Annotated in this window: 25 protein-coding genes and 3 tRNA genes; 12 read left to right on the top strand and 16 right to left on the bottom strand. The window is 64.1% G+C overall.

Annotated features, from left to right (window positions below; translation table 11 throughout):
- Positions 1-116 precede the first annotated feature (116 nt).
- A complete protein-coding gene (locus AMS69_RS03270) occupies positions 117-1,751 on the bottom strand; it encodes a potassium channel family protein (RefSeq protein ID WP_053966658.1) in 1,635 nt (544 codons plus the stop codon).
- A 285-nt stretch (positions 1,752-2,036) separates the two neighbouring features.
- On the opposite strand from AMS69_RS03270, the gene ilvA reads away from it, so the two are divergent.
- From ilvA to AMS69_RS03250, 4 genes are all read left to right on the top strand, one after another.
- Positions 2,037-3,248 carry a threonine ammonia-lyase gene (ilvA, locus tag AMS69_RS03265; protein ID WP_053967018.1) on the top strand — a complete coding sequence of 404 codons (1,212 nt, stop codon included), beginning with the start codon at positions 2,037-2,039 and terminating at the stop codon, positions 3,246-3,248.
- Positions 3,249-3,420: 172 nt separating this feature from the next.
- The gene (locus AMS69_RS03260; RefSeq protein ID WP_053966657.1) at positions 3,421-3,624 is read left to right on the top strand and encodes a hypothetical protein; all 204 of its coding nucleotides are present in this window, start codon (positions 3,421-3,423) and stop codon (positions 3,622-3,624) included.
- A gap of 29 nt (positions 3,625-3,653) precedes the next feature.
- Positions 3,654-3,737: transfer RNA gene (locus tag AMS69_RS03255), tRNA-Ser, on the top strand.
- A 103-nt stretch (positions 3,738-3,840) separates the two neighbouring features.
- A complete protein-coding gene (locus AMS69_RS03250) occupies positions 3,841-5,319 on the top strand; it encodes a transporter (protein WP_053966656.1) in 1,479 nt (492 codons plus the stop codon).
- 30 nt (positions 5,320-5,349) lie between these two features.
- Here AMS69_RS03250 and AMS69_RS03245 read toward each other — a convergent pair whose 3' ends face one another.
- Positions 5,350-5,721, bottom strand: a complete 372-nt coding sequence (locus AMS69_RS03245; protein ID WP_053966655.1) for a VOC family protein — start codon at positions 5,719-5,721, stop codon at positions 5,350-5,352.
- Positions 5,722-5,780: 59 nt separating this feature from the next.
- Positions 5,781-6,659 carry a PhzF family phenazine biosynthesis protein gene (locus tag AMS69_RS03240; RefSeq protein WP_053966654.1) on the bottom strand — a complete coding sequence of 293 codons (879 nt, stop codon included), beginning with the start codon at positions 6,657-6,659 and terminating at the stop codon, positions 5,781-5,783.
- Positions 6,660-6,767: 108 nt separating this feature from the next.
- Between AMS69_RS03240 and AMS69_RS03235 the strand changes: the two genes are divergently transcribed.
- A complete protein-coding gene (locus AMS69_RS03235) occupies positions 6,768-7,376 on the top strand; it encodes a DJ-1/PfpI family protein (protein ID WP_053966653.1) in 609 nt (202 codons plus the stop codon).
- Here AMS69_RS03235 and AMS69_RS03230 read toward each other — a convergent pair.
- Both AMS69_RS03230 and rnz read right to left on the bottom strand, forming a co-directional pair.
- Entirely contained in the window at positions 7,373-8,446 is a 1,074-nt protein-coding gene (locus tag AMS69_RS03230; protein WP_053966652.1) for a Gfo/Idh/MocA family protein, read from the bottom strand. The genes AMS69_RS03235 and AMS69_RS03230 overlap by 4 nt on opposite strands.
- A gap of 42 nt (positions 8,447-8,488) precedes the next feature.
- Entirely contained in the window at positions 8,489-9,424 is a 936-nt protein-coding gene (gene rnz / locus AMS69_RS03225; RefSeq protein ID WP_053966651.1) for a ribonuclease Z, read from the bottom strand.
- A gap of 380 nt (positions 9,425-9,804) precedes the next feature.
- Here rnz and AMS69_RS03220 point away from each other — a divergent pair, with 380 nt between their 5' ends.
- From AMS69_RS03220 to AMS69_RS03210, 3 genes are all read left to right on the top strand, one after another.
- Positions 9,805-10,923 carry a hypothetical protein gene (locus AMS69_RS03220; RefSeq protein WP_053966650.1) on the top strand — a complete coding sequence of 373 codons (1,119 nt, stop codon included), beginning with the start codon at positions 9,805-9,807 and terminating at the stop codon, positions 10,921-10,923.
- 57 nt (positions 10,924-10,980) lie between these two features.
- Complete coding sequence (locus tag AMS69_RS03215) at positions 10,981-11,646, top strand: potassium channel family protein (protein ID WP_053966649.1); 666 nt, start codon at positions 10,981-10,983, stop codon at positions 11,644-11,646.
- Positions 11,647-12,027: 381 nt separating this feature from the next.
- The gene (locus AMS69_RS03210; RefSeq protein ID WP_053966648.1) at positions 12,028-12,504 is read left to right on the top strand and encodes a DUF7384 family protein; all 477 of its coding nucleotides are present in this window, start codon (positions 12,028-12,030) and stop codon (positions 12,502-12,504) included.
- Positions 12,505-12,511: 7 nt separating this feature from the next.
- Here AMS69_RS03210 and AMS69_RS03205 read toward each other — a convergent pair whose 3' ends face one another.
- From AMS69_RS03205 to AMS69_RS03165, 9 genes are all read right to left on the bottom strand, one after another.
- Positions 12,512-14,215, bottom strand: a complete 1,704-nt coding sequence (locus AMS69_RS03205) for a methyl-accepting chemotaxis protein (RefSeq protein ID WP_053966647.1) — start codon at positions 14,213-14,215, stop codon at positions 12,512-12,514.
- A 132-nt stretch (positions 14,216-14,347) separates the two neighbouring features.
- Positions 14,348-15,145, bottom strand: a complete 798-nt coding sequence (locus tag AMS69_RS03200; RefSeq protein WP_053966646.1) for an SDR family NAD(P)-dependent oxidoreductase — start codon at positions 15,143-15,145, stop codon at positions 14,348-14,350.
- Positions 15,146-15,244: 99 nt separating this feature from the next.
- Positions 15,245-15,913 carry a non-canonical purine NTP pyrophosphatase gene (locus tag AMS69_RS03195; RefSeq protein ID WP_053966645.1) on the bottom strand — a complete coding sequence of 223 codons (669 nt, stop codon included), beginning with the start codon at positions 15,911-15,913 and terminating at the stop codon, positions 15,245-15,247.
- Positions 15,914-15,958: 45 nt separating this feature from the next.
- A complete protein-coding gene (locus AMS69_RS03190; protein ID WP_004590574.1) occupies positions 15,959-16,234 on the bottom strand; it encodes a DUF5808 domain-containing protein in 276 nt (91 codons plus the stop codon).
- 207 nt (positions 16,235-16,441) lie between these two features.
- Positions 16,442-18,160, bottom strand: coding sequence for a bifunctional N(6)-L-threonylcarbamoyladenine synthase/serine/threonine protein kinase (locus tag AMS69_RS03185; RefSeq protein WP_053966644.1), 1,719 nt, complete (start codon positions 18,158-18,160; stop codon positions 16,442-16,444).
- A gap of 9 nt (positions 18,161-18,169) precedes the next feature.
- The gene (locus AMS69_RS03180; protein WP_053966643.1) at positions 18,170-18,301 is read right to left on the bottom strand and encodes a 30S ribosomal protein S27ae; all 132 of its coding nucleotides are present in this window, start codon (positions 18,299-18,301) and stop codon (positions 18,170-18,172) included.
- On the bottom strand, positions 18,302-18,610 hold the full coding sequence (locus AMS69_RS03175; RefSeq protein WP_053966642.1) for a 30S ribosomal protein S24e: 309 nt from the start codon (positions 18,608-18,610) through the stop codon (positions 18,302-18,304).
- Positions 18,611-18,795: 185 nt separating this feature from the next.
- Entirely contained in the window at positions 18,796-19,803 is a 1,008-nt protein-coding gene (locus tag AMS69_RS03170; protein ID WP_053966641.1) for an AAA family ATPase, read from the bottom strand.
- A gap of 613 nt (positions 19,804-20,416) precedes the next feature.
- Positions 20,417-20,487: transfer RNA gene (locus AMS69_RS03165), tRNA-Gly, on the bottom strand.
- A gap of 206 nt (positions 20,488-20,693) precedes the next feature.
- Between AMS69_RS03165 and AMS69_RS03160 the strand changes: the two genes are divergently transcribed.
- Positions 20,694-21,527 (top strand): NAD+ synthase, encoded by an 834-nt coding sequence (locus tag AMS69_RS03160; RefSeq protein ID WP_053966640.1) that lies wholly within the window; start codon positions 20,694-20,696, stop codon positions 21,525-21,527.
- Positions 21,528-21,547: 20 nt separating this feature from the next.
- Here the strand turns inward: AMS69_RS03160 and AMS69_RS03155 are convergent, their stop codons facing one another.
- Both AMS69_RS03155 and AMS69_RS03150 read right to left on the bottom strand, forming a co-directional pair.
- Positions 21,548-22,318, bottom strand: a complete 771-nt coding sequence (locus tag AMS69_RS03155) for a DUF3105 domain-containing protein (RefSeq protein ID WP_053966639.1) — start codon at positions 22,316-22,318, stop codon at positions 21,548-21,550.
- Between the two features lie 38 nt (positions 22,319-22,356).
- Positions 22,357-23,031 (bottom strand): enoyl-CoA hydratase/isomerase family protein, encoded by a 675-nt coding sequence (locus tag AMS69_RS03150; RefSeq protein WP_053966638.1) that lies wholly within the window; start codon positions 23,029-23,031, stop codon positions 22,357-22,359.
- Between the two features lie 60 nt (positions 23,032-23,091).
- Here AMS69_RS03150 and AMS69_RS03145 point away from each other — a divergent pair, with 60 nt between their 5' ends.
- The 3 genes from AMS69_RS03145 (at position 23,092) to AMS69_RS03135 (ending at position 25,260) form a co-directional block, all read left to right on the top strand.
- Positions 23,092-23,748 (top strand): DUF7114 family protein, encoded by a 657-nt coding sequence (locus tag AMS69_RS03145; protein WP_053966637.1) that lies wholly within the window; start codon positions 23,092-23,094, stop codon positions 23,746-23,748.
- A 67-nt stretch (positions 23,749-23,815) separates the two neighbouring features.
- A tRNA-Thr gene (locus AMS69_RS03140) sits at positions 23,816-23,887 on the top strand.
- 182 nt (positions 23,888-24,069) lie between these two features.
- On the top strand, positions 24,070-25,260 hold the full coding sequence (locus AMS69_RS03135) for a tyrosine-type recombinase/integrase (RefSeq protein WP_053966636.1): 1,191 nt from the start codon (positions 24,070-24,072) through the stop codon (positions 25,258-25,260).
- Positions 25,261-25,303 lie beyond the last annotated feature (43 nt).

The raw sequence follows: 25,303 nt of genomic DNA, 5'->3' as shown, positions 1-25,303 counted from the left end.
GCGGTTCACCGAACGCGAGCATAGCGAGCGTTCGGCCTTTTTCGCCCACGTTTTTCGAGGAGGGTTCCCACAGCGGCGCTTCGCGCCGCGAGGAAACCCGACGCTGAAAAAGGTGGTTAGCCAAACACCGACTTGAACCGCGTCACGCCGTCGTCGGTGCCGGCGATGACGAGCTTATCGCTCGGTTCGATAGTCACGTCGGGACCGAGGTCGGTGACGACGGTGCCGTTGCGCTCGATGGCGACGACCGTACAGCCCGTCCGTGAGCGGACATCGGCCTCGCCGATCGTCGTGTTCCCGAGGCCGTTTGCGGCGACGCGGATCACCTCGACCTGCTGATCCATCGAGATGACGTCTTCGTCTTCGAGAATTGTGGAGGCGAGCATCCGGCCGCTAACCGTCGACAATGCAAGGACGTAGTCAGCGCCCGCACGATACATCTTCTGGACGTTCTCGCTTTCCTCGGCACGGGCGATGATTTCGACGTCCGGATTGAGATCACGGATGACAAGCGTCGCGAACTCGGTGTCGGTATCCGACGACAGGGCGAGAATAACCGTTCTGGCTGTGCCGACGCCAGCGTGCCGAAGTTCCTCTGGCTCCGTGGCGTCCCCGACCACATCGACGCCCGGTGCGTCAGCCTGATCGAGCACCGTATGCGGCACCCCGGCGTTCGTAAGCGCCGACGTGATGGTCTGACCGACCTCGCCGGCCCCGATAATCACTGTCTCCCCTCGGCGGAAGCCACGCACGCTGGAGAGGGTCATTTGCTTGAGTTGCTCCAGTTGTAACTCGGTCCCTGACACCAGTAGGACCGTACTACCGTCGAGTTCAGATTCGGGGTCGGGCGGACTGACGAACTGGCCGCGGAACCACGCGCCGATGACGTTGACGCCGGTCTCCTCGCGGATGCCGCTGTCGGCCAGCGTCGTTCCGACGAGGTCGCTCCCCCGGTGGATCGGCAGTTCGGCGATATCGAAGTCCTCGCCGATCTCGATTGAGTCTCCGAGCGTCGTCGAAATGCCGGTCGTCACCTTGCTTGCGAGGCTCTCGCCGAGTAGGCCCCGCGGTGAGAGGACGGCGTCGGCACCGGCGAGGTCGTGGTACTTCGCGCGATCAGGCTCTTTGACGACGCTGACGGTCTGGACGGATTCGTCGACTTCTCGGGCGGTGAGGATGATACTGGTGTTCACCTGGTCGGATGCGTCGGCGACGAGCGCGCGGGCGGACGACAGGTGGGCTCGCTCAAGCCCGTCGACGGACTGCGGGTCGGCGTGGATGACGTAGTACCCGTCCTCGTAGAGGTCGTTGGCCCGATCCCGGTCCGGTTCGACGATGACGTAGTCGACGTCCCAGGTGTCGAGTTCGGTGACGAGTGTCTCACCGCGGGGGGAGAACTGACAGATAACGACGTGGTCGCTGAGACTGTTTTCGACCGTGTTCGGGGCTGTCGTCTCCATCGCCTCTTCGAACAGCGGAAACAGCAACACCGGCAGCGCGAGAAAGATGAGCACGACGCCGGTGATGTCCATCACGATAACGAGCAGTCGCATCTCCGTGGTACTCCACGGCGCGTCCGAGCCGTATCCGGTCGTGGTGAACGTTTCGACCACGACGCGAAGCGACCGCAGAAACGGTTGCGGGTCGCTTTCGAACGTTGCCATTCCGTAGTCGTATGCGAACGCATACCCCAGAATGATGCCGCCGAGTGCGACGATATACACCAGCGTCCGTCGCAGCCAGGTATCCATCTACTACTTTCTGGGATACCGAGTGTAAAACAGTTCTGTCCGGCTAGCCATATCGACTTCACGGGCTGAGTGGCAAGGCGAGCGGCTCTACCCGTCCGCTGTCCTGCACTTTCACTTTCACCGCGCTACGACCGGATTTAAGTCAATCGCGTTCGTTCTCCCGCGTGCAGTCACACGCTCCCCCTTTCCGTTTCAGGACACTACCCGAGCAGTCGCGGCTGTCCCAACCGCCGATACCGCATGGTCGGCCGACAGTATAACATGGTCCGGCGAATAGCCACTCCCATGCTCTCATTTGAGGATGTCCTCGCGGCACAGGACACTGTTTCTGAGACAGCCAGACACACACCGCTGGATTACTCGCACACGTTTTCGGCGATGACGGGCGCGGATATCCATCTCAAACTCGAACTGTTCCAGCGGACGGGGTCGTTCAAGATACGGGGTGCGACCAACCGCATCGCGTCGCTTTCGGACGCTGAACGGGCGGCTGGCGTCGTCACAGCGAGCGCCGGTAACCACGCCCAGGGGGTCGCACTGGCCGCCACGCGAATCGGCGTTGATTCGAAAATCGTGATGCCGGAACGGGCCCCGGTTTCGAAAGTGAAGGCGACCCGGAGCTACGGCGGCAACGTGGTCCTCCACGGGCGGGACTACGACGCGGCCGCCGAACACGCCCACGAGCTTGAGCGCGAGGAGGGTCGGACCTACGTCCACGCCTTCGACGACGAGAAAGTGATGGCGGGGCAGGGGACCATCGGACTGGAAATCTACGAGGACCTCCCCGGCGTCGATACGGTCGTCGTGCCAATCGGTGGCGGCGGACTCATCAGCGGCATCGCCACGGCGCTGAAGGGCAAGGACGAAGACATTCGCGTTATCGGCGTTCAGGCCGAGGGGGCGTCAAGCGTCGCCGAGTCGCTGGAGAAGGGCCATCGTATCGAGCGTGACAGCGTCGAAACCATCGCCGACGGCATCGCCACCCGTACTGTCGGCGAGCAGACGTTTGCGGTCATCAGCGACCGCGTCGACGAGGTCGTGACGGTGTCGGACTCGGAAATCGCTGTCGCGCTGACGACGCTGTTAGAGCGCTCGAAAACGCTTGCTGAGGGCGCGGGTGCCGTGGCGCTGGCCGCGGTCATGGAGGAGAAGTTCGATTTCGAGGACAACGAGACAATCGTCCCCGCGCTGTGTGGCGGGAACATCGACCTGAATATGCTGACCAACGTCATCATGCGCGGCCTCGTCGAGACCGGCCGCTATCTCAAGATCAGGACCGTCCTCCAGGACCAACCCGGCGCGCTGGAAGAACTCGTCGAGGTCCTGTCACGCGAGCAAGTCAACATCTACGGCATTGAGCACGACCGGACCAGTCGTGACGTGGCGATGAGTTCGGCAGAGGTCGAACTGGATCTTGAGACCCGCGGCCACGACCACGTCGACGAACTCATCGACGCGCTCACCGACGAGGGGTACGAGGTCGACGTGCTGGTCTGACTCGAAGCGTCTGCGTCACGCCCGTCACGACGGCATCTCCTCGCTGCTGGTGCCTGTCACTGGTCTGCGCTGATTTCGGCGGGGTTTTAGCCGCGGCGGCCCCTGCCTCGTGTATGCGACGGCTCGCGCGTACAGTTCCTGCCGACACAACAGCACAGAGCGGAGGGCGTTGATGAACCCGCGAACGAAGGGCAGCCTCCTGTGGGGCGTCGTCGGGGGCCTCGCGTTTCTGGTTCTCGTCCAGGGGTACGAACTGCTGGCCGGGATTCCGGTGTCGATACCGGCCAAAGCTGGTGTCGCCGTCGCCGTCGGCATCGGGGCGACGCTTGCTTCCTACCGTCTGCAGCCACGGCTGGTCAGAAACGAAAGCCCTTAATCGCCCGCCCTCGCACTCTCGAAGTACGTGCCAGGATGGCCGAATCTGGTAAGGCGCACGCCTGGAAAGCGTGTTCCCATTTGGGATTCTGGGTTCAAATCCCAGTCCTGGCGTTTTCTGTGACCGACTGCGAGTGAGGAGCGACCGCTTCTAACAGCGTAGTGCGGCTCTGTAACCACCGCACCGTTTTCCCGCCCCAGTACTGATACCCGGTCGATGGTCGAACAGCGCGACGGTGACGAGATTGACCTGCTGGACTCCTCGATTCGGACGACCAGCGGAGCGCTTGTGTCGACGACGTTGTTCGTTCTCAGCGGCATCGTCTACGCGCTCGTCACGTCGCCCGCGGCGACCGGGACCTATTTTTTCATCGCCCTCTCTGTCTCGCTGGTCCTACGTCCGATTCGGGGCATCAGCCAGGCGTTGAAGAAGGTCGGCAGCGAACGGGGCGAACTCGTCGGTCCGTATCTCGGTCTGGCGGCGCTGTTCGCCCTCGGGTATCTTCTCATCGTCGGTGTGGGCGTGGCTGCGTTGGCTGGCGTAATCGTCCGCACCACGGTGGTTTCGCCGGGACTGCTCGCCCCAATCGGCCTCTACGCGCTGTCGGTCGCGCTGTCGATGATTGTGTCGAGCCTGGTCGGTGCCATCGGCTACCCGAGCGTGGAGACGTGGCTCACCAGCACGCAGAGCGCTATCCAACTCGTCGTCCTGCTGGCGCTGGCTCCGACACTGACGACCGCCGTCGACCTGCTGCTCGTTGTCGCCGCTGTCCGGCTGGCGGTACTCGGTCCGGTCGCCGTCGCGCTTGGGGTCGTCCCGACGCTGCCGGACCGACACGCCATTGAGCGCGCCTGGGACTTCGCCAAGTGGAGCATTCCGGACCAGATTTTCGACCGCCTGTCGTACAACATGCCGGTGTACGTACTGGGCGTCGTCGCGACGCCAGCGGCCGTCGGCATCTACGAGGCCGCCGACCGGTTCGCCGACTTCGGCGCGACGATTTCCTGGCATCTCTCTTCCCCACTGCTCACGAAGGTCAGCGGGGACTCCTCTGTCGGCGACACGCAACTCGCCTACCTTGACGGTGCGGTCACCGGCGGAACGGGCGTCACCTTCGTCGTGTTCGGCTACCTGCTGGCCGCACACGACGTGGTCGCACGGATCGCCTTCACCGGCTCGGAGGGCGTCTTCTCGGCGACGGTCCTGCTCGTCGGGGGCGTGAACATCCTCCGTGGCTTCTGGACGCTCACGTCACACGCCATAGAAGGGGTCGGGAAACCGAGTGTGAGCTTTCGTACAAAGCTCTATGGACTGGCGTTCAGCGTTCCAGTTCCGGCGATATTCGGTGCGGAGTTCGGCGCTGTCGCCGGGGCCGCCGGGTACGGCGTGATGAATCTGGTCATCTTCGGGTACGTCCTCTACTACTCCCGGTCCGTCTTCGGACGGATTCCGCTCGAACCCGGGGTAGCAACAGCCCTCACCGTCGGCCTCGGCGTCTCGTTCGCGCTCACGACCGGTGCAGTCGCTGGCCTCACGCGCGCTGGCCTCTCCCCGATTGTCGTTGCCAGCGTGGCCGCCGTGACGTGTCTCGTCGGCTTCGGCGGCTTCCTCGTCGCCGTGTCCTCACCGGCTCGACTCGTCGCTGCTCGGACGGCAACGCTGTGGCGTCGTCGCGCTCGCTCCCTGTTCAGGTGAGCGCCGCCCGTTTGCCACTGCCGCTGCCGTTCAGAGCCAGCGGTAGAACTCTAGCGTGTACCCCTCGGGGTCTTCGACGAACGCGGCGAAGGCATCGGCGGCGTCGACCTCCGTCGGTTCGAGGACCGGCGCAGCGCCGGCGTCGATCGCCGTCTCGTAGGTCCCCTCGACGTCGTCGACGGTGAACGCGATGTGGTCCACGTCGGCGCGGTTCGGAGCAATCGGTGTGGTCCGCTCCGGGTCGTGGCGCAGTTGCAGGTCACCGTCGCCGTCCCGACCGAGATAGACGTTTTCCACGCCGTCTAACGTGAACCGATTCGTTTCCTCGAAGCCAAGCGCGTCGTAGAACTCCATCGCACGGTCGAGGTCCGAAACGCAGATAGCGGTGTGTGCGAGATCCATGCCGCGGCGTTGTGGACGGGTCGAAATGAGTGTGGCGGTAACGCGGGTGGCGCGGTCGCTTACAGCAGGTCGCCGCGGGCCACGGGGACGACGCTACCGCCGACCCGGACGGTGATATCCTCGCCGCTGCCGTCTGTCGAGAGATGCAACAGCGACGGTCGCCCCATCTCGTAGCCCTGCTCGACACGGGCCTCGATAGCGGGGCTCCCGAGCATCTCGTGACGGGCGAGATACGCGGCGAGGCAGCCGTTCGAGGAACCGGTCGCGGGGTCTTCTGGGACGTTGTAGAACGGCGCGAACACGCGGACGGCGAGGTCGTTGTCGTCGCTCCGCGGGTCCCGACAGACCGCCAGCACGTTCTTGGCTTCGCGGTCGCCGGTCACGGCGTCGTAGGCGTCTCGGTCCAGATCGATGGCTTCCAGCGCCTCGCGGTCGGCCACCGGGACGACAATCGTCGCCAGCCCCGTGGAGACAATTTCGACCGGCCAATCGTGGTCCAATCGGTCAGCCGACAGGCCGAGGACGCCAGCGAGGTCTTCGTGGGCTAGCTGCTCACCGAACTCGGGGGCCTGCTGTGTCATCCACAGGGTCTCGCGGCCGTCGCGCGCTCGCACTTCGACCGGGACCTCGCCGACGGGCAGGTCCAGCGTCACCGTTTCGGGGGTCCCGTCAGCGAGCTGGTCCCGGATGACCTGTACCGTCCCGAGGGTTGGATGGCCGGCGAATGGTATCTCGGCGGCGGGCGTGAAGATGCGGACTGGCCACGCGCCGTCGCCTGGCTCCCCGATGACGAACGTCGTCTCCGAGTAGTCCATCTCGGCGGCGATAGCCTGCATTTCGTCTTCGTGCAGGTCACCGGCGTCGGTCACGACGGCCAACTGGTTCCCGGTGTATCGCTCCTGGGCGAACACGTCGACGATGTGAAACGGGTGGGACATACCTGTTCGCTCGGCGGCGTCCCCAAAGAACACTCCGGCTGCCTGTTGTATGGTACCACGTCAACTGAAGCCACCAGGCTATTTCTCGCTGTCAGCCATCGTGTGGGCATGGACACTGTCGCAATTGCCTGCTTCGACGGGTTCGACGAACTGGACGCCATCGGCCCCTACGAGGTGTTCCAGAACGCGGCGCGCTTTGGTGCGTCGTGGGACGTGACGCTTCGCTCGGTGCGGGACTCGGAGACAGTCACTGCCAGCCACGGACTCCGGGTCGAACCGGACGGCCCGCTCGCCGACGTGACCCCGGACCTGCTTGTCGTTGCTGGCGGTGGGTGGAACGACCGAAGTGAGGCAGGCGTCTGGACGGAGACCGAGCGCGGAGACCTACCCGAGGCCGTCGCGGCGGCACACGACCGCGGCGCGACCGTTGCCGGCGTCTGTACCGGCGGTATGGTCCTCTCCCGAGCCGGCCTGCTCGACGGTCGGCCGGCAGTGACACACGGCGGTGCAATCGACGACCTGCGAGCGACCGACGCGACCGTGGTCGACACCCGGGTCGTCGACGACGGCGACGTGCTGACCTGCGGCGGCGTCACGTCCGGGCTGGACCTCGCGGTCCACCTCGTCGAGCGCGAGTGGGGCGCGGACGTGGCCGCCGCTGTCTGTGAGGAGATGGAGTACGAACAACCAGGCGACGTGTTTCGGGGTGGGCGTTAGGCGTTCGCGCGGGCGTCGTCGAGCAGCGCCTGGACGTCGACGGCCTCGCCGGTCTCGCTGCTCTCGATGGCGGCGAAGACGATGGCCATCGACTGGAGGACGCTGTCGACGTTCGTCGGCATCGGCTCGCCCCCGTCGATCCAGTCACAGAACTGCTCGATGAGCCAGGCGTTCTTCCAGTGGGGGCGTTCGGCCAGCGGCACCGACTCGCCGTCGCCCTTGCCGATACTCTCGAAGTTCCCGGTGTGGTAGTCGTCGGCGTGGAACCGCTCGACGTCGCGGCGGTCGAGGACGACAGTCTGGTCGGTACACTCGGCGCGGAACTGTTCGTGGCCCCAGCCGTTCAGCGTCGTCGCGTTGGCGTAACTGCCCTCGTACTGGGCGCGGGTGCCGTCGGCGAAATGCAGCGTCACGAGCCCGGTGCAGTCACCGTCGTAGTCGGCTTCTTCGGGCGTCCACGTCTCGGCGTACACCCGCTCACACGGCGAGTCGGCCAGCGACGCGAGGATGTCGAGGTGGTGGATAGCACCGTCGAGCAGGAGCATGTTCTCCATCTCGTAGACGTAGTCGGCGTAGAAGCCACGTTCGCGGACGTTCCCCGTGTACCGCGCCGTCAGATAGTCGATGTCGCCGGCGTCCTCGACAGCCCGCTGGAACGTCGCCTTGTCCCGGTCGAACCGGTGGCTCATCGTAACGCCCATTTTTTTGCCGGCCTCGTCGACTTTTTCAGCGACGCGGACCGAAGCCTCCAGCGTATCGGCAATCGGTTTCTCCGAGATGATATGCAGGTCGTGGGCAAGTGCCGTCTCTACGACGGCCTCGTGGGTCGACGGCGGCGTCACGATAGAACAAATGTCGGCCGGCCGCTCAGAGAGCGCGGTTTCGAGATCCGTGTAGCACTCTTCGGGCGACAGCCCGAGTTCGCGCTGGGCCAGTTCGTGTCGTTCGGGGTCGGTGTCGACCGCGGCGACGACCTCGATTCGGTCGTCGCGAACGTTCGGCGGGATCGCGTCCGTCGCCCAGGTGGACCCCTGGCCCCCCAGACCGACGTGGACTAATCGGTATGTCATGGCTCCGCTACTGCTTCAACGAATAAATGCTGCACTATCTCATCAGTACTCGTCTGCGTCCGGGAACTCGACGCGGCGCTCCATCCCGTCTTCGGCGAGCACAACCTCGCCGTCGAATGCGTCGCGGGCCTCGTCGACTAGCTCGTCGGCGTTCGCGGCGTAGCGCGTCGAGATGTGTGTCAGCGCCAGCGTCGACGCGCCGGCCTGTCGCGCTACGTCGGCGGCTTCCCGGGCGGTGGAGTGGGCCGTCGCCTTCGCCCGCTCTTTCCGGTCCTCGGCGAACGTGGCGTCGTGGACCAGCAGGTCCGCGCCCTCGCTCGCTTCGATGACGCTCTCTTTCGGCAGCGTGTCACCGGTGTAGACGAACCGCCGGCCGGGACGGGGCGGCCCGACGACGGCCTCCGGCTGGATGGTCTCGCCCTCGTGTTCGACGGCCTCGCCGCGGTGGAGCTTGGAGTATTTCGGCCCCGGCGGGATGCCGAACTCCTCCTCGGCTTTCTCCCGGTCGAACTTCCCCTTCCGGTCGTCCTCGTCGAGGACGTAGCCGACGCTGGCACACCGGTGTTCCGTCTCGATGGCCCGGACCTCGTACTCCGGGCGGTCGAGGACCACGTCGCCGGCCGACACCTCGTTGATGCGGACGGGAAACGAGGGTGTCGTCCCGTTGGCCTGGATGAGCTGTTTGATGTTTCCGCGCGTGCCTGCCGGCGTGTGGACGGCAATTGGCCGCTCGCGTTCGTTGAAGTCCCACGTCTGGAGCAGCCCCGGAATCCCGAGGACGTGGTCCCCGTGGAGATGCGTGACGAACAGGTGGTCGATAGCGAAGCCGGTCCCAAAGCGCATCATCTGCCGCTGTGTACCCTCGCCACAATCGAAGAGGAGGTAGTCACCGTCGCGGTTGAGGAAGATGCTGCTCGTGTTGCGCTGGGTCGTCGGCACGGCCCCACTCGTCCCGAGAAACGTCACGCGCATAGTCATCGCATCCTCTACTGCCGACGGGTAAACCGGTGTCGAAAGGACGCTATCAGTGGTTGGGTAGCACTTGTTATTTTGTTCGGTCGGGTCGCTGCGGCGGCCGTAAGTGTGTGTGGTTGTGGCATGGCTATTCGTACTATACCAAAATAACGGCTGCTTTCCGCTATCTCTCGCCAACGCACACGCTTCTCTGCCGAGAGCTTAATCACCAGCAAAAATTTTTTAATAGAAAGTACCTGTCGCTCAGTCTCACTTTCCCGATCCAGCAGTAACAGGGGACGGCTTAGCAGGTTACTATGCTCTGCTGAACTGTCTCGCCGGTTTATGTGTCGTTCACCCGTCGAATCGTTCGCATTGCCTGCCGATCACCGCAGAACCGAATCATGATACAAACTCGCACACTCGCCGTTTTCGCTGCGCTCCTCGTCGTCGGCGGCCTCACCGCACAGGTCGGGGCTGTACCGGGCGTGACAGCGCAACAGGAATCGCCGTCAGAGCAAGCCGCGAACACGGGGGTCACTGTCGACTCCCTGACCGCACCACAGAGCGTCGCTCCCAACTCGACTGCTGACGTGGCCGCGACGGTCACGAACAATCAAAACACCGCGGTGACTGAATCCGTGGCGTTCCGGTTCGACGGAGCTGTCGTCGACCGGACGCTCGTCACGCTTGAGCCTAACGAGAGCGCGACCGTCCAGTTCGCCGCGGACACGACCGGCATCGAACCCGGTGACTACCGCCACGGTGTCTTCACCAGCGACGACGGGCAGGTCGCCGCGGTCACAATCTCCGACTCGTTCACGCTGGAGAGCCTCGACGCACCGACGAACGCAACCGCCGGTGACAACGTCACGGTCACCGCGACTGTTGCCAACCCGAACGAGTTCAACACGACCCAGGCCGTCGAGTTCCGACTTGGTGGCCAGCCGCTCGCCTCCAAGTCCGTGAGCCTCGACGCGAACGAATCTGCTGACGTGACGTTTACCGTCGACACGACCGGTGTCGAGCCGGATACGTACATCCATAGCGTCTTCACGCGCGACGACGGTGCGTTCGCCGAGATCACTATCGAGCCGGCAGCTGACGTGCCCGAAGAGCCGCCAGCCAACGAGACTGAAGAGCCACCAGCCAACGAAACTGAGGAGCCGCCAGCGGACGAGACTGAAGAACCGCCCGTCAACGAAACCGAAGAACCGCCCGTCAACGAAACCGAAGAACCGCCCGTCAACGAAACCGAAGAACCGCCAGCCAACGAGACTGAAGAGCCGCCAGCTAACGAAACCGAAGAACCGCCCGTCAACGAAACTGAAGAGCCGCCAGCGGACGAGACCGAGGAGCCACCAGCCAACGAAACCGAAGAACCGCCAGCCAACGAGACTGAAGAGCCGCCCGTCAACGAAACCGAAGAACCGCCAGCTAACGAAACCGAGGAAGCTGACGAAGGCGACGAGACTGACGAAACGGGCAACGCGACCGAAGAAGACGCGGCGACAGAAAGCTAACCCGCGTCACCCTGTCACCCGTTCACATTTTTAATGGTGGCCGTCGTACCGTAGTCCATGAAGTTCGTTATCGTTGGTTATGGCCGCGTCGGCATCCGGACCGCACGGATTCTGCAAAGCGAGGGCCACGAAGTCGTTATCGTCGACAACGACCCTGTGAAGGTCGAACGGGCCAGGGAAACCGGCTTCGAGACCATCCAAGGCGACGGCAACGAGGAGAGTGTCCTCATAGACGCCGGCATCGAAAGCGCGGACGCTATCGGCGGCCTCACGGGCGACCTGAACACGAACTTCACCGCCTGCATGATAGGCAAGGAGTTCGGCTGTCGGACCGTCCTGCGCATCGACGCCGACTACCGCGAGGAAATCTACGAGAAGTACGCCGCCGACGTCGACGAGATAATCTACCCCGAGCGGCTGGGCGCGGCGGGCGCGAAGACGGCACTGCTTGGCGGTGACTTCAACGTTCTCGCCGACCTGACCGAACAGCTATCAGTTGCGAGTATCCGAATCCCCGACGACTCGCCGTTCGTCGGAAAACGAGTCGTTGAGGTGGACCTCCCCGGCGACGCCCGCATCTACGCCCACGGGAAGGACCACAAACCCATGACGATTCCGCTCCCACAGACCGAAATCGAGCCCGGCGATAGCGTTGCCATTATGGCCGACCCCGGCGGGCTGGACGACATCCGGGCGACGCTCCGGGGCGACGCATCGGCCTGAAACTCCCGGGGTCCGCTCTGTCGCAGTCGCTCTCAGACCGACAGTACTCGCTGTATTCGAGGAAATCCGGGGGGAAGTAGGATATGAAAGGGAGGATCGCGGTGTCCGGGCGCGCCTGGGGAGGATAGGATGGCACGCAGTGTCACCGACATCCACTGGAGCCGTGGAAGCGCGCCCGTACCGGGTGGAATGCTACCGGTAGGCATAAATGCCCGTCAGACAGGCGGCCGACAGACGACAGACGGAACGGGTTTTTCATCGTTCGACCACTGCTTTCTCCTATGACATGGGCGACGCTGTTTGAACGTGCGACAGACCACCAGACCACGGTCGACGCTGTCTGTGCGGCCCTCGAAACGCACCGCACGGAGGACAAGGACGATGCATGAGCCGTCGCCAGCGCGTATCGTCGCTGATGCTGATGTTCTCGCCGCCGACCTGCTGTGTGGACCGGACGGCGACGCTCGTGCCGCCCTAGACCACGTCCGCCGCCACTCGTGGGTCACGCTCGTGGCGAGCGACCACCTATTAGACGACGCGACCGCCGTCATCGCTGACCTCGCCGACGACGCCCTGGCGGCCGACTGGCGGGCGCGGATCGAACCCGACTGTGATACCGTTGCCCACCCGGCCAGCGACCATCCCGCGCTGGCCTCGGCCTACCGGGGCGGCGCACAGCATCTCCTCTCCTATGCGAACGACCTGCGTAGCGCCCGGACCAGCGCGTCGCTCAACCGTCATATGTCCCTGAGTATCAGACCGCCGGATGCCTTCGCTCGCCTGTTCGATCCGGAGTCACTGTATCCCGTCGTCGAGAACGGCGAGTATCCGGGCCCAGACCGGGACCCACGCACATAGCGAGTAATCAGTCGTCAGCCGTCGTTACCGTGGGTGCAGCGACGGTCCTCGATGGCTCGGCTGCGTCCTCTGCAACGTCGAACTCCGCAAGCACCTCACGTAATTCGTCGGTCTGTGCTGCCATCTCCTGTACCTCAGTGGTCACTTCGGTAATCGTCGCGGTCTGTTCCTCTGTCGCGGCGGCAACGGCCTCGGACTCCTCGTTTGTCTGCTCGCTCACTTTGGCGACCTCGTCGACCATATCGACGACCTCCTGCGTGGTCTCTGCCTGCTCGGCGGTGGCTCCCGAGATCTCCTGAATCGAGGCGTTGACCTCGCCGAGGACGTCGACGATATCCTCGAAGTCTCGGAGCGCTGACTCGATTGTCGCGGCGCTGTCGGTCACCTGCTGGTTCGTCGCCTCCACGTCGCTGACGGTCTCGCTGGCCTCGTGCTGGACTGCCTGGATCCGGTCCGACACGTCCGTTGCGGCGTCGCGAGTCTCTTCTGCGAGTGTCTTCACCTCGTCGGCGACGACGGCGAACCCGTCCCCGCTTGCGTCCGAGCGGGCCGCCTCGATGGAGGCGTTTAGCGCGAGCATGTTCGTCTGCTCGGCGATATCGGTGATGACCTCGACGATGTCGTCAATCTCGCTGATCTGGTCGACCAGACTTTCGACTGCGACAGCGATATCGTCGATGCGGGCCTCCATCTCGTCGAGTTCGTCGATAGCTTGCTCGGCGTCCGCGCGTCCCTCGCGCCCTCGCTGTGTCGCCTTCTCTGCGGTGTCAGCCGCGTTTTCGGCTGTCGCGGCAATCTCTTCGACGGTGGCAGAGAGCGTGCTCATCTCCGAGGCGACGTCGTCGTGACGCGACGCCTGCTGGCTGGCTCCAGCCGAGATCTCCTGAATCGACCGGGAAATCTCGTCGCTCGCGTCGTCGATTTCTTCGATGCTTCGGGTGACGTGATCGCTTGTCTCGTCGACGTCCTCCGCGAACGCGGCGACGGTTGCCACTGTTCCTCCGAGCGTCGTCACGAGGTCGTTGTAGTTCTCGACAACGGCGTCAAACTGCTCGTCGTCGGCTTCGAAGTCCTCGTCGATAGTGGCCGTCAGGTCCCCGTCTTTCGCCCGTTCGGCGGCGTCACCGAAGGCGACGACGAGGTCGTTAAGCGCCTGAGAGCGCCGTTCGAGGTCGCTGGTCATCGTCTTGAGTTCGGTGGTGTAATCGTCCATACTGGCGGCCATCTTCTCCAGCGACTGCCCGAAGGTCCCGGGCACGTCCTCGTCGAGAACGTCGGCGTCGAACTCCTGCCGGGAGAGCGCGTCGGCCTGTTCAGACACTGTCAGCAGATAGGATTGCATCGAGCGAAACGACGAGAGCAGTTCGGCGACCTCGTCGTCGCGCTCGCTTTCGGGCAGTTCCACGTCGAGTTCGCCAGCCGCGATATGGTCCGCACCCGCGGCCATCGCTGTGATGGGTTCGACGAAGTCCTCGCGGGTAATGAACACCGTGTTGGCGAACGCGACGATAGCGCCAGCCAGCAACACGCCCGTGACGATGAACCGGACGGTCCCGCTGGCGACAAGCGAGACAACTGCCAGTGCGACAGACGCGGCAAACTGCAGCCCGACGGCTGCGAGTACCTTCCGCTCGACTGAACCGGAGACACCGAAAATATCGAGTGATCCACGTATCACCGACTTATACTGTTCGACGGGGGCTGTGAGCATACGCTCCTTTTTCTTACAGTGTATAATAAGGTTCGAGTCCAATTCTCGGAGATTGAAAAGGAATCGGCGGACGAAAATCAGACAGGAGACGAGAAGAACACCGGAATCAACGGCAGTCTCGGAACTGATTCTCTACCTGTCCCGGTTGACCAGCGCTGCAACGCGCCGGACAACCCAGCGCGGTGTCACCCGCACTAATCGGTCGATAAGCCGCATCGACCGCCGCGGAATGACGACAGTCTCGCCAGCGGCGGCCCCTTCGTAGGTAGCCGTTGCGACCGCCTCGGGCGAGTTCGTGGCGACCGACCCGACCGTCGAGTCCGTCATCCCTGCTCGCTCCTGAAACTCTGTGTCGACCGGGCCGGGACAGACGACCGTCACGTCGACCGGCGTTTCCCGGAATTCCTCTGCGAGCGCTTCGCTGAAGCTGTTGATGTACGCTTTGCTCGCGTAGTAGCCGGCGAGGTTCGGCCCCGGCTGGAATCCGGCGACTGAACCCATGTTGATAACCGCGCCGCCCTCATCGAATCCATCGACGAATAGTCGGGTCAGTTCGACCGGGAGCATGACGTTCAGGCGCACCTGCGTCCGCTCCGCGTCGAGGTCGCTTTCGGCGAACGGACCGTAGGTCCCAACACCGACGTTGTTGACGAGGACATCGATGGCCAGACCGCGCTCGGTCACCTCCTCGTACAGGGTTTCGGCGGCCGCCGGGCGGTCGAGATCGATCACAACAGGGGTCGCTGTGACTCCCCTTGTTTCGAGGTCCTCGGCCAGCTGCTCCAGTTTCCGCTCGCTCCGGGCGACCAGCACTACGTCGTGGCCGCGTGCGGCGAACTCACGCGCCAACGCTTCGCCGATGCCCGCCGACGCACCGGTTATCAACGCGGTGCCGCCGGTCCCGACGACCGGCACGTCGCTACCGCTCACCGTCCCACTCCGCGACCGCTGTCGCTTCGGGTTCCAGCGCCATCGGCCCCTCGTCGCTGGAACTTCCGAGGGATGGGACATCCCTCGACGGACGGTTCGCTACCGCTCACCGTACCACTCCGCGAACTTCGCCAGCGCCCGCCCGCGGTGGGAAATGGCGTTCTTCTGCTCGGTGCTCATCTCCGCGAAGGTCGTCCCGTCGTGCTCGAAGATCGGATCGAAGCCGAACCCACCCTCGCCGCGCGGGGCGACGATCTCGCCGTTCACACGCCCCTCGAACAGCTTTACCGGCACTGTCTCGCTACTCTTTGCGCTCCCGTCGTGAACCTGCTCGTCCGTCGTCGCTGCGCCGCGGTCGTCGGCTGCCAGGTCCTGTCCGCGCCGGCCCTCGCGGTTGATGCCGTCCGGGTCCGGCGTCGCCTCGAAGCCTTCGCCGTCACAGTAGGCGATGACCGTCTTGAACGCCGCGCCGCGGTCGTCCTCTGGTTCGGTCATACGCCAGACACGCTCTACGCCGACGGTATCCTCGACGTAAGAGGAGTACGGCCCGGGGAACCCGTCGAAGGCGTCGATGAACAGCCCCGCGTCGTCGACGATGACCGGCCCGTCCGCTGCGTGATAGGCCGCTCGCGCGCCCTCTGCCGCGACCGTTCGCAGGTCGTCGGCCTGAACCTCCGGGTAGTCGAAGTCGAACTGCCGGACATCGTCGTCGAGATACTCGGTCGCCTCCCGGACTTTCCCGGGGTTAGTCGTGACAAAATTGAGCATACCGGCACACGGCGACCGGCGATAAAAGACCCGTCGAAACAGCGGTCAGTCGACGACGACTTCGACCGGTTCGTCCTCGCTCTCGGACTCGAACTCCTCGCTGCTGCCGCCGCGCTCGAGGTACAGCATCACGCCGGCGACCGCGAGCACGACCCACGAGCGCCAGTTCGCCAGGTTCAGCGTGTAGCCGATGCCGAACGGCTTTTCGACCAGCATGTCATCGCCCGGCTTCCAATAGGCCGACACCAACCGCTTGAGGCTCGGTCGTTCGAAGTTGTACGGCACGCCGAACAACGTTCCCGACTGGGGTTTTTCTGCCATACTGTGTTCTACTTGGGCCGAGGTTAAACCATTTGTCCACCACCTTTTTCGACGGGGGCATCGCGCTCGCCACCGGCGAGCGCTCAACCCCCGCGGAAAAACGTGGGCGAAAAAGGCGCGAATCGCTTCGCGATTCGCGTGAAACCGCGGTCTTCGACCGCGGTATGCTTGACCGACTGTGACTCAGCGCCTCAGATACTTCTTGTATTACTGATACCGCCCGCGTCCCTCGATGTCGTCGAGACTGGCGAACACCGCGTCGGCGTGGTCGCTTTCGGTCCGGTAGGCGTCCTCAGCGGCCGACAGCTGCGTCTCAGGGTCGTCCGCGGTCCCGGCGAGCGACTGGGCGAGCACGTGGAGGTCCATCGCGTGGTCCTCAGCCTCCTGCGTGTAGTAGCCCAGCCCGAAGTCGATGAGGAACGTCCGGTCCGCCTGCCCGCTCCGGCTGCCGACCCGGACGTTCCGCGTCGTCGGGTCGCCGTGGACGAAGCCGGCGTCGTGGATGCGGGCGAGCCAGCGGCCAACGTCCGCGGCCCGCGCCTCGGACAGCCCCTCGCGGAGGTCCGACTCGCCCACCCGCTGGAAGACGATGCGGGCCTCGTGTGGGTCCACGTCCCGGACCAGCGGCGTCGGGACGCCGTGCCGGCGCGCCTCGCTGGTGAGCCGGGCCTCCTGTCTGGTGCGCTCGGTCCGCAGGCGCTCGTCGAGTCGCGGGTGGCGGTAGCTCCGGGGGATCCGCTCCTTGACGACCCGGTCGCCCTCGAAGCGGACCGTTGCCTCCGCACCCTGAACTTCGTCGTCCGCCGCCCGATAGCTGTCCACCGATTCTTCGGCCCCGCGCCAGGCGACGGCCACCTCGTCGGGCCGGAAGTTCGAGTCTATCTGTGAGTCCTCTATTTCGATGGTGTCACCGGCCGCGTACATCTTCGCGCCGAGTATGGCTATCATCCCCGCGTTGTCCCGCAGGAAGCGATTTTCGGGGGCGTAAAACGTTGCGCCGCGTTGCTCACACATCTCGCCGAGCATCCGCTGGAGGCGGTCGTTCTGGCCGACGCCACCGCCAAGCACCAGTTCGTCGGCGCCAGTCAGCGACAGCGCCCGCTCGGAGACCTCCGTCAGCATCGCGAAGATAGTCTCTTCCATCCCGCGACAGACATCGTCTACCGGGACGCCACCGTCGGATTCGCCGTGCTCGTCCGACGAGCCTCCGCTCGCATCACTCGCGGAGACGCCGTCGACGGCCTGCTTGGCGGCGCTCATGATGCCCGAGAAGGAGAAGTCCATCCCCTTGACGACGTAGGGTAGCTCGTGGTACTCGCCGTCACGGGCGTGCTGTTCGACCTTTGGTCCGCCCGGGTGGGACCAGCCGATGTGGCGCGTGAACTTGTCGATAGCGTTGCCGACACCGGTGTCCATCGTCTCGCCCAGCACGCGGTAGCGGCCGTTCCGGTACCCCAGAATGTGGGCGTTCGCGCCCGAGGCGTTCAGACACACCGGCGAATCGAAGCCCGAGCGATGGCGGCCCACTTCGAGGTGAGCGACCATGTGGTTCACGCCGACCAGCGGCACGTCGAAGCGTTGAGCGACGGCTCTGGCCGCCGTCGCGACGATACGCAGACAGGGTCCCAGACCCGGGCCGCGGGCGAAGGCGACGGCGTCGATAGGAGCGCTGTCGGTTCCGCGCTCGTCCGTGCCGCCAGCGGTCGCCCGCTCGTGTGCGTGTTCGATGGCCGTCTCGACGACGGTCGGGATGGCCTCGCCCATGTGTTCGGCCGCTTCCCGGGGATGGATGCCGCCGCTGTCCGGCGCGTAGGCGTCAGTCTCGATGAAAACGTGGTCGTCGTCGGTTACCTGCGCTGGGTCCGGCGTCTCGAACACCGCAGCACTGGCTGCCCAGGCGGTACCTTCGATACCCAGAATACGCATCGGGCGGCCTTACTTCCACTCGGTGTAGCCGCACTTCCCGCAGTGCTGGCGGTCCTCGTGCTCGGCGAGGACGGTGTCGCCACACCGGGGACAGGTCTCGCGGTCGAGTTCGCCGTCGTTGTAGTACTCGTTGTGTGGCATCTATGCTTCCTCCGCTTCCTCTTCGCCGTCGGCGACGATCTTGTTGCGTTCGAGCATGTGGTCCTGCTCGACGTCGCGGGCGTACTCGGGGCTGTCGTAGACCTTCGCGTAGCCGACCGTCTTCCGCATGCCGAACTTGGTGTCGAGCTTGTGGATGACGACTTCCTCGGCGTCCTTGTTCAGCGTGGCCGCAAGAGAGTCGCGGACAGAGAGACGGGAGGGAGTGGCTTCGTCGTGGACGACCTCGAACCGGACGTCCGTGCGGTGCAACATGGGATTCTCGTCTTCTTCGATGATGTCGATATCCATGGTTCGTTGTCCGTATCTACCCGCCGAAGCGCGTAAAAGGATTTCGAAGCGGTTGACGCCGTCTCAGTCCGCGATTCCGTGTCACCGCGCCGTGGCCCGGTTCGGCGGTGAGACGGGAACGCGTTACAGCGGTCAGCTATGTCCGGTACAGCGCTTCTGGAGCGATAGCGGCCGGACGCCCTCCCTCACTGCTCGCCAAGCTGTGCGAGGAGATGCGAGAGGTGGATTCGCTCGTTTGCCGCGTCGACGAGTGCCATATCTGTCTCGCCGGCCATCGTATGGATCTCGGCCAAGCGGTCGCCGGAGTAGCGCGACCGGGCCACGTCTAGCACGTCGTCAAGCACGTCGGACGCGCCGTAGCCCTCGTCGACGAGCAAGTCGTCCAGCGTCGACCGCGCGTCGGTAAAGCGCCCCTCTTCGGCCGCGTCGATCATCTGCTCGACCTGGTCGTCGGCTTCGACGGCGTTGAGCGTCTCGAAGGCGGCGTCCATCGTCACCTCACCTTCGGCTTCGGCGGTCGTCTGTGCGGCCAGCACCGCCGTCCGAAGGTCGCCCTCCGCGTAGCCGGCGACGTATTCGATGCCGTCGTCGTCGTGGTCGACGCCCTCCGCGGTGACGATGTCCTCAAGCACCGACGCCGTCTCCTCGTGGGTCGGCTCGCGCATCACGACCGGGAAACACCGCGAGCGGATCGGCGGGATAACAGCCGAGGGCTGGCGCGTCGCGATGACGAACTGCGTCGCCTCGTAGTACTGCTCCATCACCCGGCGTAGCGCCTGCTGGAAGTCCTCGCGCATCCCCTCGGCGTTGTCGAGCAGGATGGTCTTGTAGCTGCCCGACACCGGCGAGTAGCTGGCTGACTCCTTGAGAACGTGGTTGATGAGGTCGGCCTTCGAGGACTCTCGGCGGCGCTTGCTGTCGATGAACGACGAGAAGCGCGGGTCGTTGGCGACCTCCTTTTTTGTCATGTCGAACACGTCAGCCATATTCAGTTCGGTGAAGTCCGCGTCGGGATTCTCGTGGACCTCCCGGGCAAAGGCCCGGACAGCGGCCGTCTTTCCGCTGCCTTTTGGGCCGTGGACCAGCAGATTCATCGGCTCCTCTATGGCCCCCTGCAGGTGCTCGCGGGCCTTCGGCTGGCGGATATCCGACAACTCCGGGGCGTGTGTTTCTGTCCACAGCGGCGCGTCCATCTGTTGGCACTGGATATGCCCGGCCCCGACAAGTATCCCGCGGTCCGCGGGCTTACACTTCCCGTTAGTACCAACGGTGTAGTCACAACGCATTCAGTCCGCGCCCTGACCGACAGCTAACGGTGACCGGCACACCACCCCGAAGATCCTCGATCCCGATTACGAGAGCAGACTGTCCACCGCTGGCCGCCATCCGCATTCCACGCACTCGAACTCCGCGTCGGCTGTCTTGATTACCGGCTCGCCGCATTGCTTACATTCCCGGAGAGGATTGTGTGGTCGAGTGGATGGTCGCGGCATATGTTAACTAGTTACACATCTTTCTCATATAACTATTCACTCTACGTACCTAGAATCACACCGGTGTGACCAGCGATGCTGGAATCGTATCCCGCCCGTGTATCGGTTTGTCACTGCCCCTCTCGCCTCTGGGTGTTCGCAACAACACACGCGGACAGGCGTAAGCGAAACCGGTGGTTCACAGATATCGGGCGGCAAGCGACAGAAGGGAGTGCGCCGGTCGGGAATTGAACACGATGGCGAGACTCACTCCGTTCGCCTCGCGTGATTCAATTCCCTCTGTACCCATTCGCTCCTCACGTTCGTCGCAGAATGCGCCGGCCGGGAATTGAACCCGGGCTATTGCCTTGGGAAGGCAATGTCCTACCACTGGACCACCGGCGCTCGTTGCACTCGCGCCGAGGCTCGCGATTCCTGCGGAATCGCTCACCACCGGCGCGCTGTGGTAGATTGCAGGTCGGGCGGACCCGCGAACTCCGTACCGAACTGTCAACAGCGACTGCACTTGAACGTAGCGTTTTGACTGGACGCGCGTCCGAAAATATCACGCCGATAGATGGGTATTAGTTCGGGCCGTCCAACTAGAGACCATGGCAACGGCCGAATCCATTGTCCGTGCCGATGAGCCGCTGAACCTGACGTTCTCTGCGGCTGAATTGGAGGCGCATCGCGATCATATTACGTCGTTCATCGAGGAGCAGGTCGACGCTGCCGGTGTCGACACCGTCGTGATGGGGCTCTCGGGTGGCATCGATAGCACGCTCGTCTCGCATCTGGCCGTCGAAGCGCTCGGCCGTGACGCCGTTCACGGGCTCGTGATGCCCAGCGAGGTCAATCGTGCCGACAATATGAGCGACGCCGAGCGGGTGGCCAACGACCTGCTCGGCATCGACTACGACGTCATCGAGATCAACCCGCTGGTCGACGCGTTCCTCGATGCCTATCCAGATGCTGAGGGCGACCAGCTCGCCGTCGGCAATCTCCGGGTCCGCTGTCGAGCGGTGCTGAACTATCTCGTCGGCAACCACGAACAGGCGCTGGTACTGGGGACTGGAAACCGGAGCGAGGCATTGGTCGGCTACTACACGAAATACGGCGACGGCGCGGTCGACTGCCATCCTATCGCGCCGCTGTACAAACAGCAGGTCCGGCAGCTTGCGAAACACGTCGGCGTCCCCGATGACCTCGCCGAAAAGACCGCTAGCGCCGAGATGTGGGCCGGGCAAACCGACGCCGACGAGATGGGGATGGACTACGACACGCTCGACTCCATCCTCGCTCTGCACATCGACGGCGGTGTTCCGGCGGCCGCGACAGCCGACCGGCTTGGTGTCTCGCTCGATGTCGTTGAGACTGTCCGTGAGATGCACACCTCGAGCGCCCACAAGCGGGCGATGCCGCCGGGTCCGGACCCGCTGTACTGAGTCGTGTCTCGTTTCAGCCGTTAGCGAACCGGGTTCTCCGGACCGCGACCCAGATACTCAGAGAGGAACGCGTGGGCGGTTTCGGCGTCGTAGCTGTCAAGCAGCAGCTCGTGCCGCCACGCCGTCACGACGTAGGGTGCCCGCGGGTCGTCGCTGGGATTCGGGACGGCGACGACGCTCCGCCAAGTACCGGTGTGTGTGCTGGACAACTCTCGAAGGCTCGCTCTGGCTTCGGGCGAGATTTCGTCGGGGTCGTAGTAGACGATGACCGCGCCGTGTTCGAGCGTGTGGACGAGCGAGCCAAGCAACGGCGTCGCCTCGTAGAAGCCCGCATCCACTGTCGACGCGTAGTGTGTCCCGGAGAGCGGCGGGACCCGCTGGTAGTCGATGGCACTCCCCTCTTCGACGTGGTTGGCCCCCCGATCCGGGAACTGCTCGACGCCGGCCAGACGGTCGCTGTCGCCGGCCTCGTCGAGCGGTGACGCTTCGATTCCGGAGGCTTCGACCGCCGAAAGCGGCTGTGCGCCTGCGGTCCCGACTAGATCCGCGCCACGTCCGCCATCACCGCCACTTAGCTGAGTCACATACACTGTGAGTCCGATAGCGAACACCACGACGACGCCGATAACGATGGGGCCCACCGGAAGGGCGGTCCCGTCCTCGCCGCCGGCCTGTGCCTCGACGCGCCGACGATCGATAGCTCCCAATTCGCCGTCGTGAGCGTCGTCGAGGTGGGTGAGGTAGGCGTCCTCGCCGTCGAACGATTCTGAACAATACTCACAGTCGACCATTGCCGACCTGTACGCGAGGCGGCGTCTTGTACCCTTTCCTACTCCGTCTTCGCGTTGAGATCGGCGAAGGCCTGCTGCTCGCGGCGCTCCTGTGTCTCGGTGTCCGCGTCGTCTCGGATCCGTGTTTTCAGCACCCGAAGCGCGTCCGCGTCGACATCTGCCAACTCCTCGGCGACGGCCCGTGGCTCCGTAGTGAGCCGCGAAACCAGCCCCATCTGCAGCGCCGTCTTTGCGTCGAGCGTTCGGCCGGAGAGTGCGATGTCTAGGGCGTCGCCGGTCCCGACGATGTCTGGGAGCCGCGCCGTCCCACCCCACGCGCCGAACAGGCCGAGTTTGACACCTGTCTCGGCCAGCGTCGCATCGGGTGTCGCTACACGGATATCGCAGGCCAGCGCCAGTTCGACGCCGCCGCCCCGTGCCGCGCCGTCGATACCGGCGACGACCGCCCCGTCGTAGGATTCGAGCGTCCGGGCGACCCGCTGGCCCAGCGCCGCGAACGTCTCGGCGCTCGACGCGGAGAGCGCCTTTACTTCGTTCAGGTCCGCGCCGGCACAGAACGCCTCGCCAGCGCCGTGGAGATACAGCACCGGTTCGCTCGCTGACTCGACCGCCGCTTCGAGGTCACGAAGCGCCGCGCTGGTGAGCGCATTGCGCTGGTCGGGCCGGTCGAGCGTCAGGGTCCGGACACCATCGCTGCTCGTGGTCTGTACCATGTCTGCTGTGACTCTGCGGTTTCCAAAGGTCTTTGCCCTTCCCGTCGCTAGACCCTCATAATGGAGGAAGTGGCGGCAGTTCGCCGAGCGGCGTTGGCGGCAGTCGACGATGTCGAGCCTGACCGGCTTCACGAGCGGATCGACGCTCGCTTGGACGACGCGTCGCTGGCGCCCGGCGTCCTGACGCTCGTCAGCGCGGGCGCGACCAGCGACCCACCGGTCGACCTGGCTGACGGCGTCGCTGACCGAGCCGCCGGCGTCCAGCTCATCTACGAGGGGCTCTCGCTCACTCGGCAACTGGCCCGGGATGACCCCTGGGTCAACGGCGACCGCGACACCGCCGACTTGGACATCCTCATCGCGGATATCCTCGTCTCACGGGGCTTCTACCTGCTCGCCAGAACCGAGGCCGCCGACGCCGCTGTCACTGTCGTCCGCTCGTTCGGCCACGACCAGACGGTCCGTCAGACGACCGACGACGAAAGCCTCGACACTGCGCTCGAAACGGACATTCTGGAACTCGCCGTCGTCGCCGGCGTCACTGCTGCCGGCATCAGACCCACTCCGACGCTTCGCGAGTACGCGACTGAGCTGGCCGTCGACGGCCTCCCGTCGAATGCCGACCTGCTCGCTGAGGAGGTCGCTGACACACTCCGTGCGCGAGCCGGGGCCGAACAGCCAACCGGCGACGGGACCGAGGCCGCCGCCGACCACTGATACTATTCGACACACCGGTCCCGAATCGAAACGACTTTAGACAATTGCCGGATACACATTGATGCGTGCCTGGGTAGCTTAGCGGTAAAGCGCGTCCTTGGTAAGGACGAGACCCCGGATTCAAATTCCGGCCTAGGCTTCAGGCGTTTCAGCGTCTCTCCGTCCATTTTACGCCCTTCTTAGGAGAGAACAAATGGAACTCAGGAACGTTACGTTTCACTACACGTCCACCCCGTCGCCGTCTTGCGATTCGCGTTGTTGTCAGGACACTATAAGATACGGAACCGTGCCGTCCGGCGATTCGGGGGGTGAGCGGTACCGATGAACCGGGCTGACCCGCTCGACAACCTCGGTAGTGGGGACGCGGTATCCGCAGAGATACCACCCGCGCCCGAGGACTACGAGTTCGAGTACCCACTGGTCAGCGAGCGCTCGAAGGGCGACTTGCAAGAGTTTGGACTGAACATGGTAGACGACTACCGCGACTTCAAACACGAACTGCTGTCGTGGCTCGCCACCTATGGGAAGAATCCCGAGAAGCACGAGGGCCTTGCCCGCTCGACGCTCGAATCCACCCACTACAAACTCGAAACGGCCTTCCGGTGGCTGTGGCGGTACGAGAACCAGTACACCACGCAGTTCACGCCCGACCATGCGGACAAGTTCGTTCGCGTCCTCGACCAGTCGGACGGGATGATTGACTCGACCGTCCTGCACCATGCCAAGGACATTAAGCGGTACTTCCGCTTCAGTAACCACGTCCGGGGAACGGACTACGAGTGGGAACTCGACGTGGAACTCTCGCAGGCGAACGGTGACGAACGGGACTACCTTCGGCGGAGTGCGTTCGAGCCGTTGTACCAAGCGGCGCTCGACCACTCGTCGGTAAAGAGTTACCACTCCGTCTCGCCCGACGAGCGTAGCCAACTGAAGTCCTTCGTCGCACAGCGGCTTGGAATCCCGAAGGAGAAGGTCGGCCCGGCGGAGTTCAAAGAAGCGAACTCGTGGAAGTACCCGTCCATGATAGCAGTCACGCTCGACACCGGACTACGCCCTATCGAGGTTGGGCGGGCGAAGGTGTCGTGGGTAAACCTCGAAGACAACGAACTGAACATCCCCAAGGACGAGGCTACGAAGAACGAAGCGCATTGGAACTGTGCTATCAAGGGTCGAACGGCGAAGGCCCTGAAACGCTGGCTCGATGAACGGGCGTCGATGGACAAGTACGACGGCAGAGACGAGTTGTGGCTAACGCAGAAGTCGTCGCCGTACAGTTCCAAGTCGTGCAACGCGCTCCTTCACCGGGTAATCGAGAGCGGTGATGTTCCGATTCCCGAGCATAAGGAAATCTCGTGGTACTCTATCCGGCACGGGGTGGCAACGTATTGGGCGAACCACGTTGGCCCGCACCACGCGAAGGAGCAACTACGGCACAAGAGTCTGAACACGACTATGAAGTACCTACACTCGGACGCAGAAACGCGGAACAGTGCCGTAGAGCAAATCTGGTAGGCGGAATTACCCACCTGAATGTTTTATCCCGCTCGTTCGTACC

This window comes from Haloarcula rubripromontorii (assembly GCF_001280425.1).
In the GTDB taxonomy this organism is placed as follows: domain Archaea; phylum Halobacteriota; class Halobacteria; order Halobacteriales; family Haloarculaceae; genus Haloarcula; species Haloarcula rubripromontorii.
The sequence above is the reverse complement of the archived record's forward strand: the minus strand, read 5'-3'. Positions and strand labels throughout refer to the sequence as shown.